At 45.1% G+C, this 10,431-nt stretch carries 5 protein-coding genes and 15 tRNA genes; all 20 read right to left on the reverse strand.

Features of this window, described 5'->3' with window-relative positions:
* Positions 1–3: 3 nt before the first annotated feature.
* Positions 4–2,406, reverse strand: coding sequence for a glycogen/starch/alpha-glucan phosphorylase (locus AB5I83_RS22785; protein WP_448978732.1), 2,403 nt, complete (start codon positions 2,404–2,406; stop codon positions 4–6).
* Positions 2,396–3,847 (reverse strand): glycogen synthase GlgA, encoded by a 1,452-nt coding sequence (gene glgA / locus AB5I83_RS22790; RefSeq protein WP_448978734.1) that lies wholly within the window; start codon positions 3,845–3,847, stop codon positions 2,396–2,398. Before glgA ends, AB5I83_RS22785 begins: the two co-directional genes overlap by 11 nt.
* Positions 3,844–4,872, reverse strand: coding sequence for a sugar phosphate nucleotidyltransferase (locus tag AB5I83_RS22795; protein WP_448978736.1), 1,029 nt, complete (start codon positions 4,870–4,872; stop codon positions 3,844–3,846). The genes glgA and AB5I83_RS22795 overlap by 4 nt, the downstream gene beginning before the upstream one ends.
* Positions 4,873–4,894: 22 nt before the next feature.
* Entirely contained in the window at positions 4,895–6,046 is a 1,152-nt protein-coding gene (locus AB5I83_RS22800; protein WP_448978737.1) for a glucose-1-phosphate adenylyltransferase, read from the reverse strand.
* The gene (glgB, locus tag AB5I83_RS22805) at positions 5,964–7,922 is read right to left on the reverse strand and encodes a 1,4-alpha-glucan branching protein GlgB (protein WP_448978739.1); all 1,959 of its coding nucleotides are present in this window, start codon (positions 7,920–7,922) and stop codon (positions 5,964–5,966) included. Before glgB ends, AB5I83_RS22800 begins: the two co-directional genes overlap by 83 nt.
* A gap of 961 nt (positions 7,923–8,883) precedes the next feature.
* Positions 8,884–8,955 (reverse strand) — tRNA-Glu (locus AB5I83_RS22810).
* Positions 8,956–8,958: 3 nt separating this feature from the next.
* A tRNA-Ser gene (locus AB5I83_RS22815) sits at positions 8,959–9,049 on the reverse strand.
* Between the two features lie 7 nt (positions 9,050–9,056).
* Positions 9,057–9,131 (reverse strand) — tRNA-Asn (locus AB5I83_RS22820).
* A 13-nt stretch (positions 9,132–9,144) separates the two neighbouring features.
* Positions 9,145–9,218, reverse strand: a tRNA-Ile gene (locus tag AB5I83_RS22825).
* Between the two features lie 3 nt (positions 9,219–9,221).
* A tRNA-Gly gene (locus tag AB5I83_RS22830) sits at positions 9,222–9,295 on the reverse strand.
* Between the two features lie 13 nt (positions 9,296–9,308).
* Positions 9,309–9,381 (reverse strand) — tRNA-His (locus AB5I83_RS22835).
* 39 nt (positions 9,382–9,420) lie between these two features.
* Positions 9,421–9,493: transfer RNA gene (locus AB5I83_RS22840), tRNA-Phe, on the reverse strand.
* A 146-nt stretch (positions 9,494–9,639) separates the two neighbouring features.
* A tRNA-Asp gene (locus AB5I83_RS22845) sits at positions 9,640–9,715 on the reverse strand.
* Between the two features lie 3 nt (positions 9,716–9,718).
* Positions 9,719–9,792 (reverse strand) — tRNA-Met (locus AB5I83_RS22850).
* Between the two features lie 24 nt (positions 9,793–9,816).
* Positions 9,817–9,909: transfer RNA gene (locus AB5I83_RS22855), tRNA-Ser, on the reverse strand.
* 19 nt (positions 9,910–9,928) lie between these two features.
* Positions 9,929–10,005 (reverse strand) — tRNA-Ile (locus tag AB5I83_RS22860).
* Positions 10,006–10,044: 39 nt separating this feature from the next.
* Positions 10,045–10,121 (reverse strand) — tRNA-Met (locus AB5I83_RS22865).
* A 21-nt stretch (positions 10,122–10,142) separates the two neighbouring features.
* Positions 10,143–10,218 (reverse strand) — tRNA-Ala (locus AB5I83_RS22870).
* A 17-nt stretch (positions 10,219–10,235) separates the two neighbouring features.
* Positions 10,236–10,312 (reverse strand) — tRNA-Pro (locus tag AB5I83_RS22875).
* 17 nt (positions 10,313–10,329) lie between these two features.
* Positions 10,330–10,406, reverse strand: a tRNA-Arg gene (locus tag AB5I83_RS22880).
* Between the last annotated feature and the right edge of the window lie 25 nt (positions 10,407–10,431).

Raw genomic sequence — 10,431 nt, forward strand, 5'->3', positions numbered from 1 at the left:
ATCTTAAACTTTCAAAGAAGATTGTACTTTCCAGATTTGGTCTGCATATTCCATGATAGTCCTGTCACTGGAGAAATACCCTGACTTGGCGATATTGATCAGGCTCTTTTGCAGCCATGCGTTCCGGTCTAAATAACTTCGGCTAATCTCCTGATGGGCCTCTGCATAGGAAGCAAAGTCCCGCAAAACAAAATACTGATCATTATGGCCGAGCAGTGTGTCAAATACTTCGTTAAAATGGTTTTCTGTATCAGGGAAGAATCCATTGACAAGCTGGTCGACCACTTCCCGGATCCGTTCATCATGGTGATAGTATTCGAGCGAATGGTAGCCGCCATTATTCTGGTAATCTAGCACTTCTTCTGCGGTCAACCCGAACAGGAAGATATTTTCCCTGCCGACCAAATCGGTGATTTCGACATTGGCTCCATCAAGCGTGCCAAGTGTCAAAGCCCCGTTCATCATGAATTTCATATTCCCAGTGCCGGAGGCCTCTTTGCTGGCAGTTGAGATCTGTTCGCTGATATCCGCAGCTGGAAAAATCTCTTCGGCAAGCGATACTCGATAGTTTTCAAGGAAAACAACCTTCAGCTTTCCATTGATCGCCGGGTCATTGTTCACCTTGTCTGCCACGCAGTTAATCAGTTTAATGACCTTCTTGGCAAAATAATAACCAGGCGAAGCCTTTGCCCCGAAGATAAATGTGCGTGGGTATAGCAAGGCTTCAGGATCCTTTTTCAAAGCATTATATAGATACATGATGTGCAGGACATTCAGCAGCTGCCGCTTATAAGCATGCAGCCTTTTCACCTGGACATCGAAAATTGATTCTGTATCCACCTTAATCCCGGTTTTATCCAGTATCCGGTTTGCCAGCCGCTCCTTGTTGGCCTGCTTGATTCCATGCAATCTTTCAAGGAAAGCGGAGTCATCCTTAAACCTCATCAAATTCTCCAATTGCTGTGGAGACGAAACCCACTCAGTTCCTATAGCATCCGTAATCAATCCGGACAAACCAGGGTTTGCTTTCAGCAGCCATCGGCGGTGGGTAATCCCATTCGTCTTATTGTTAAAGCGCTCAGGATAAAATTGATAAAACAGGTTCATTTCCCGATTTTTCAGGATCTCAGTATGCAGCTGTGCTACTCCATTGACACTGTGGCTGCCGACAATGGCAAGCGGAGCCATCCGCACCTCGTCATGGGCGATGATCGCCATGCTTTCAACCCTGCCCCAATCACCAGGATACTGATCCCATACCTGCTTGCAGAAGCGCTCATTGATTTCTTCAACGATCATGAAAATGCGCGGCAGCAGCGGCTTGAAAATTCGGATCGGCCATCTCTCAAGCGCCTCAGCCAGGGTCGTATGGTTCGTATAGGAAAGCGTCTTGACCGTGATATGCCAGGCATCTTCCCAGCCCTGGCCTTCCTCATCCATCAGGATCCTCATCAGCTCAGGAACGGCAATCGCAGGATGTGTGTCATTGATATGGATGCTCACATAGTCATGAAATTCTAGCAAGCTCTTATTCTTCTTTTTAAAAGAGCTCACAATCGCCTTCAAACTTGATGATACAAGGAAATATTGCTGCTTTAGCCGAAGGATCTTTCCTTCATCATGCGTGTCATCTGGATATAGAAATTCGGAAACCGATTCGGTATCCTTCTTGTATTTAAAAATATCCGCGTTTGCCGGGAACCTTGATGGCTCGGCATTCCACAGCCTTAACGTGTTGACCGTCTGGGTCTCATAGCCGATGACAGGCAAATCATACGGTACAGCCATGATCGTCTCGGCGTTCAGATGCCTGAAGACAAGCCGGCCATTTTCCATCCTGCTCTCGATTTCACCCCAGAATGGGACCTCGACCGCATCATCCGCCTTGCGTACTTCCCACACATGGCCATGCCTCAGCCATTGCTCTGGAAGCTCGACTTGATAGCCATCGACTATTTTCTGCTCAAATAGCCCATGTTTATAGCGTATTCCGCAGCCATGTCCAGGCAGGTCAAGAGACGCGAGGGAATCTAAGAAACAGGCAGCAAGGCGGCCGAGACCGCCATTGCCGAGCCCGGCATCCGCCTCGATTTCCTCCAGCTGATCCAGCTCGATCCCCAGCTCCTGGAGCCCTTCACAGACCACTTTTTCCACCCCTAAATTAATAAGGTTATGCCTCAGCAGCCTGCCCAGCAAGAACTCAATCGACAAGTAATAGACCTGTTTTTTCGCCCCGGCACGATATAATTCGTTTGTTTTAATCCAATCAGAACTCACATGCTCCCTGATCATATGCCCGAGAGTCTGGAATTGCTCCCGGCTAGTGCTTTCTTCAAAGCTGGTTCCAAACATCATCTCGAGTTTTTTCAAGAAAGCATTTTTGAACTTGGGAACACTAGAAAACATGCGATTCACTCCTTGAGATGAGATCGGTATACAACTCATTGTATTGTTTGGCAGATTGTGCCCAACTGTAGTCTGTCTCCATTGCGTTTTTCGCCAGCATCAGCCATTTTTCGCGCTTTTGGTAAAAAGACAACGCCCGCTGGATTGTAAAGAGCATGTCATGGGCATTGAAGTTGGCAAAGGAAAAACCATTGCCCTCACCATTAAATTCATTATAAGGCTGTACGGTATCGTTAAGGCCGCCTGTCTCTCTCACAACAGGAATGGATCCATAACGCATTGCGATCATCTGGCTCAGACCACATGGTTCGAACTTGGAAGGCATCAGGAATAAATCCGAGCCAGCGTAAACTTGGTGTGCCAGATTTTCATCAAAGCCAATGTAGACACCACATTGCTCAGGGTATTGCACAGACATGTCCCTGAAAAATTGTTCAAACTCAGGGTCGCCAGTTCCCAGGACGACAAGCTGCAATCCGGTCGCCATGATTTCATGGAAGACTCCCCTGACCAAATCGAGCCCCTTCTGCTTCGTCAGCCTCGTAATCATTGCCACTACAGGGGTTTCCTCGTTTTCCGGCAAATCGAAATTACGTTGCACTTGAAGCTTGTTTTCGACTCTTCTTTCTAGTGAGCTTCCCCCGAAATTGGCAGCCAATCCAGGGTATTTTTCAGGATTATATAAGTCATGATCAATCCCATTAAGGATTCCTGAAAGATCCTCGCTTCTTTTACGCAGAATGCCATCCAACTTTTCACCATAAAACTCTGTCTGTATTTCCTCCTTGTACGTCGGACTGACAGTAGTGATATGGTCAGCAGCAATCAAAGCGCCTTTCATGAAATTGGTGTTCCCGAAGAACTCCAACTGCTCTTCATTGAAATATTGGCTGTCAATCTGCAGAAGATCCCCCAATACTTCCGGAGGGAAAATCCCCTGGAACTGCAGATTATGGATGGTGAACACAGATCTGATCAATCCGTAACCAGGACGCTTATAGTACTCTGTCTTGAGTAAAAATGGGATCATCCCAGTATGCCAGTCATGGCAGTGAATCACATCTGGGTAAAATTCGATTTCTGCAATAAACTCAAGGACGGCCCTGTTAAAAAATGCGAACCGTTCTCCATCATCATAATGCCCGTAAAGGCTGTCTCGCTTGAAATAATACTCATTATCAACAAAATAGAATGTAACACCGTCATAATCAAGAGTCTCAATGCCGCAATATTGTGAGCGCCAGCCTAGTTGCACATGATACTCTTTCACTTTCTTCATTTCAGAACGGAATTTCTCAGGTATCAAACCGTATTTCGGTAAAATGACCCGGACATCCGTCCCCAGCTTTTTGAGTTCCTTAGGAAGCGAACCCGCTACATCAGCCAGGCCTCCTGACTTAATGAACGGGACGCATTCCGATACAGCAAATAAAACCTTCACGGCCTGCTCCCTACTCCCTGGACCGATCCTTTGCGGATAACAGCCGGTGAGTCTGCTGGCGCTGTGATCACTGTTCCTTCTTCGATTCTCGCATCCTTATCAACAATCACTGAATCCAATATGCAATTCTCCTTGATTTGTGTCTTTTGCATGATGATGCAATTACGGATGACAGTACCCTTGCCGATTTTCACCCCGCGGGCAATGATGCTGTTTTCCACCGTGCCTTCAATCATTCCCCCGTTTGCTACCATTGAATTTCTTACAGACGCGTCGATATCATAACGGGTAGGAGGTTCATCCTTCACCTTTGTCAGGATCGGCCTTTCCTTAAGGAATAACTCTTTCCAGACTTCAGGTTTCAACAAATCCATGCTCGTGTTAAAATACTGTTCAATCGTATCAACCATGGAAGCATAGCCTTCAAAATTGTAATAGCAGAGATGGAACTGGCTATCGTGATCGGTCACGACATCTCTCATATTCGAGTAGCCTGTTTCATTCCTCGTCACAATTAAATCCATCAACAAGGTCTTTTTTACGAGGTATATGCCCATGGATTTCCCTGCCTTCTGTACCTCGGTGATATCGCATCCGGATTTGATATGCCAGTCAAGCAGCGGCTGGAAATCCATATTGAATACCGTATATGAATTGGCAATCAGTGCATACTCTTGGGTACTCCGTTCAAAAAAGTCAATGTTATCAGCAAAGTGGTCCAGCGTGCCAATTCCTGTATAATGTTTATCCAGATTAGGTGCAGGGAAGAAAAATAGTCCATCCCTTTTTCGATTAAGATCCCAGTTCCTCCCTGACCCCAAATGGTCCATCAGCGACCTGTATTGGAATTTAGGGAAGATAGCTACACTCTGGATACCGGAGTTGACCATATTGGAAAGGATAAAATCAATCAGCCGATATCGCCCGCCGAAAGGGATTGCTGCTACAGATCGATGAATGGACAGTTCATGCAGATCATCGTGAACAGTTGTCGCATCTATTACTCCTAATAATTGTTTGTTCATTTGTTTTTCCTCCCAAATCGGTTCAATTGGATTGCAATGCTCCGATTGTTTCTTCAGATACTAATGTAATTTCATCTTTATCGTTCTCGTCTGGCTTGATGATTGTTCCATCCGGGACATAGACTCCAGGAGAGACAATCGCCTTTTCGATCACACAGTTGTGTCCAATAACGGCATCCGGCATAATCACCGTTTCCTTAACTACCGCTCCCTTTTTCACGGTAACCCCCTGGAACACAACTGTTCTGGAAACCTCCCCTTCAATCTTGCACCCTTCATTGACCAGGGATTCAGATACTTCTCCTGCTGGGCAAATATATTGAGGCGGCTGGTTTGGGTTGACAGAATAAATCCGCCAAGAATGATCAAACAGGTTCAGTTCGCAATCTTTATCCAGTAAGTCCATATTGGCTTCCCAAAGACTTTGTATGGTTCCTACATCCTTCCAGTAGCCTTTGAAAGGATAGGCAAATAACTTTCTATTTTCTTCAATCAGCAGCGGAATGATATCTTTGCCAAAATCATGGCTTGATTCAGAGTTCTGGTCATCCCTTATCAGATATTCCCTTAATACGCTCCATTTAAAAATATAAATCCCCATCGAAGCGAGATTATTTTTCGCTGCATCCGGTTTTTCCTCAAATTCAGTGATTCTTAGGTCTGTATCTGTATTCATGATCCCAAAGCGATTCGTCTCTTCCCATGGTACTTCAATGACCGAAATCGTCACATCGGCCCCTTTTTCAATATGGTGATTCAGCATCAATTCATAATTCATTTTATAAATATGGTCACCGGAGAGAATCAAAACATATTCCGGATCATACTGATCAAGATAATTCAGGTTTTGGAAAATCGCGCTTGCCGTGCCAGAATACCATTTTACTTCGGAACTTTCAGCGTAAGGCGGCAGCACTGTCACACCGCCATCCTTCCTGTCCAGGTCCCATGCGCTGCCAATGCCAATATAAGAATTTAGCAGGAGCGGCTGGTACTGCGTCAAGACGCCCACTGTGTGGATTCCAGAGTTCGTGCAATTGCTTAAAGGAAAATCAATGATCCGATATTTGCCGCCAAAAGGGACAGCAGGTTTAGCGAGATTCTTTGTCAGTGAGTGCAGACGGCTTCCTTTTCCTCCTGCCAACAGCATTGCCACGCATTTCTTCTTTTGCATGATTGTTTCTCCCCTTTCTTTTGATAACAGGACGTAAAACTGAGATTCCGAATGGAGAAATACTCATCTCTATAGAATATGGCCTTCCATGGAAGGCTATTTCTTCCGCTTTCAAAACTTTTTTGTTTATAACGCCAGAACCGCCAAAGTCTATAGCATCACTGTTAAGAATTTCCCGATACTCACCATTCTTTGGGGCACCAATTCGATAGTCGCTATATGTTTTTTCAGTAAAATTGCAAACAATGACCAGAAGTTCTTCAGGATTCCTTCCTTTCCGGATAAATGAAAAAATTGACTGATCCCGGTTATCCGCATCGATCCATTCGAAGCCTTCATAGCTTTGGTCAACCTCATACAGGGGCTTTGACCGTTTATACAATTTGATGAGTTCCTTATTATATTGGTTCATCTTTCCATGCATTTCATAATCGAAAAGATTCCAGTCAAGCTGTTCCTTGTCTTTCCATTCCGAAAACTGCCCAAATTCGGTTCCCATGAATGTCAGCTTCTTGCCGGGATGCGCAACCATGAAGCCAAGCAAAAGCCTGAGCTGGGCAAATTTTTGCCAGTAATCACCCGGCATCTTGTCAAGTAGCGATTTCTTCCCATGAACAACTTCATCATGTGAAAATGGCAGGACAAAGTTCTCTGAGAAAGCATAAAGCAGCGAGAAGGTAACCTTTTCATGTATATGCATCCTGTTATGGGATTCTTCCTCCATATACTTCAAAGTGTCATTCATCCAACCCATATTCCACTTGTATGTAAAACCAAGACCACCATACTCAACAGGACCCGTCACCTGAGGCCAGTCAGTCGAATCTTCCGCAATCATCATTGCTCCGGGCTCATACTCCTTGACTGCATTGTTCAGCTTCTTTAAAAACTCTACTCCAAACTGGTTCGCTGCCTGGATTGAGTTAGGCCAATAAATGATATTGGCAACCGCATCCACCCTAAAGCCATCAATATGATATTTTTCAAGCCAGAAAAGCGCACTCGAAATCAGGAAACTCTGAACCTCATTTTTACCGAGGTCGAAATTAGCGGTTCCCCAAACATGGTTCTCCCGATCATTCTCTCGCTGATATTCATACACATAGCTGCCATCGAATTGATACAGCCCGTGGGCATCCTTGCAAAAGTGACCCGGAATCCAATCCAGGATGACCCCGATGCCGTTTTGATGGCACATATCAACGAAATACATGAAATCAAGAGGAGCTCCATATCGGCTCGTAACCGAAAAATAACCAGTAGATTGATATCCCCATGACATGTCGAGCGGATGCTCAGTTAGAGGCAATAATTCTATATGTGTGTAACCGTGTGAAAGAATATATGGAATCAACTCATCAACAAGCTCACGATATGTAAGGAACCTTCCATCCTCATGCTTCTTCCAGGAACCCACATGCAGTTCATAGATGAACATCGGCTCACCGAGTGTGCTCCTCTTTTCACGCTTTTGCAGCCATTTCTGATCTTTCCATTTGTAGCCATCCAATGAGCAGACAATCGATGCTGTATTCGGCCTTACTTCCGAAAAAAACGCATAAGGGTCAGATTTGAGCAACCGCTCACCCGACGCAGTCACAATCTCATATTTATAAAGGGCACCGGTCAGATCTCCTTCGAGAGAGAGCTGCCAGACCCCCTCCTGATTGACTTTATGAAACTCATAACCGTCCCCAGCCCAATCATTAAAATCACCTGCAAGCCTTACCTGCATCGCCTTCGGAGCCCACACACAAAATCGAGTATATGTTCCAGTTTCCGTTTTCATGACATGTGCTCCAAATAAATTGTAACTTTGGAACAGATTTCCCTCATGAAACAGATGCAATTCAAACTCTGTAGGATTAATCACCATTGTCGTCCACCTGCCTTTGTAAAAACTAAAAAACTGCCTATTTCAGTAGTATTCTAGTTACCAGAAGGAATTCCTTGTAAACATTTTTTTAATATTTCGACAATAATACTCAAAAATACGCTCCATTCGACAAACGTACATAAATGACAGCGCTTCAATCTACTAAATCTTCCAATTACGCGAATTTTGGAGAACGAAAGTTAAAAATGAATAATGATTCATTAGAAAGTTTTATTGATTTTATTAGGTTTGATAGAGGGAACAGGAGAAAAATTATTATTGATTGATAACGTTTTCATATTATCGAGGAAGTGAATATAGTGATTGAGGTGGTTGGAGTTGTCACTAATGTGGATGTAACAGTACAGATTTGGGTATGGATTAGCTAGGAGAGGATCATTTGATTGGATGTTAAGATATGCTTATTATATGGCTTGATTCTCGCTTCTTCGGCCATTAGCCGAATCACTTTCACTGCTTTATATATGTTACGAGTTCTTCCCTTTCTATCCTGGACCGGGTAGATATCTCCTCTTTATGTTACCGGTTTTGATCCAGACTTCATATCCAGGTACATATCTCCTCTTTATGTTACCGGTTTTGATCCCGGACTTCATATCCAGGTACATATCTCCTCTTTATGTTACCGGTTTTGATCCCGGACTTCATAACCGGGTACATAACTCCTCTTTATGTTAGCGGTTTTGACCCTAGACTTCATATCCAGGTACATATCTCTTCTATTTGTTACTGGTTGTTGCTTATACCCCTGAACGGGCCAATGATATACTAGTTCCTTCTTGAATATTTTACCTTCTTTTTAGTCTAGGCTGCTTGATGTATTGATCAAATAGCCATTTAAAAGTACCTTTGAATTAATTACCCCTGGAGTTTCTCTGGATTCCTAGATTATATGGACATAAAAAAAAGCTGTTAGCAAATTTGCTAACAGCTTTCCTTATGACCCCTACGGGATTCGAACCCGTGTTACCGCCGTGAAAGGGCGGTGTCTTAACCGCTTGACCAAGGGGCCTTATGGCGGAGAAGGAGGGATTTGAACCCTCGCGCCGGTTACCCGACCTACACCCTTAGCAGGGGCGCCTCTTCAGCCTCTTGAGTACTTCCCCATAAAAATGGCTCCGCAGGTAGGATTCGAACCTACGACCGCTCGGTTAACAGCCGAGTGCTCTACCACTGAGCTACTGCGGAATAATATAAAAAATGGGCCTAAGTGGACTCGAACCACCGACCTCACGCTTATCAGGCGTGCGCTCTAACCAGCTGAGCTATAGGCCCTTATGGAGCGGGTGAAGAGAATCGAACTCTCATCATCAGCTTGGAAGGCTGAGGTTTTACCACTAAACTACACCCGCATATAAAAAAAGGGGCGACTGATGGGAATCGAACCCACGAATGTCGGAACCACAATCCGATGCGTTAACCACTTCGCCACAATCGCCATATCTATAATTGTATATCCATTTTAAATTAAATAAGGTGGCTCAGGACGGAATCGAACCGCCGACACAAGGATTTTCAGTCCTTTGCTCTACCGACTGAGCTACTGAGCCACTATAATATTGCATCCTAAACTTTTACTTATTTAGGGCCTTTGCTCGAATGACCTTCGGTCTTTCTCACAAATTGCCGCAGAAGCTTATTCAGGAAGTGAGCAATCTGCTCTACCGACTGAACTACTAAGCAAAAAAAATAAAAATGGCGGTCCCGACCGGGATCGAACCGGCGATCTCCTGCGTGACAGGCAGGCATGTTAACCGCTACACCACGGGACCAGATTGCGGGGGCAGGATTTGAACCTGCGACCTTCGGGTTATGAGCCCGACGAGCTACCGGACTGCTCCACCCCGCGACGATATTATTAATAATTAAATTATGGAGGAGGTAGAGGGATTCGAACCCCCGCGCGGTGTTACCCGCCTGTCGGTTTTCAAGACCGATCCCTTCAGCCAGACTTGGGTATACCTCCGTATGAAAATCAAGTAAAATGGTGGACCTTGTAGGACTCGAACCTACGACCGGACGGTTATGAGCCGTCTGCTCTAACCAGCTGAGCTAAAGGTCCAGGATATCCTAGATTGAATAGGTTCAACCAGATTAAAATTGGTAGCGGCGGAGGGGATCGAACCCCCGACCTTACGGGTATGAACCGTACGCTCTAGCCAGCTGAGCTACACCGCCAAATTATTATTGTAAGTTATATGGTGGAGCCTAGCGGGATCGAACCGCTGACCTCCTGCGTGCAAGGCAGGCGCTCTCCCAGCTGAGCTAAGGCCCCATATAATATAAGTAGCATGGTCGGGAAGACAGGATTCGAACCTGCGACCCCTTGGTCCCAAACCAAGTGCTCTACCAAGCTGAGCTACTCCCCGATAAAGAGAAAATATAATGGCGCGCCCGAAAGGAGTCGAACCCATAACCTTCTGATCCGTAGTCAGACGCTCTATCCAATTGAGCTACGGGCGCATATTTAGTACATTAGCTAACTTGG

The sequence above is a fragment of the Mesobacillus sp. LC4 genome (assembly GCF_053543455.1).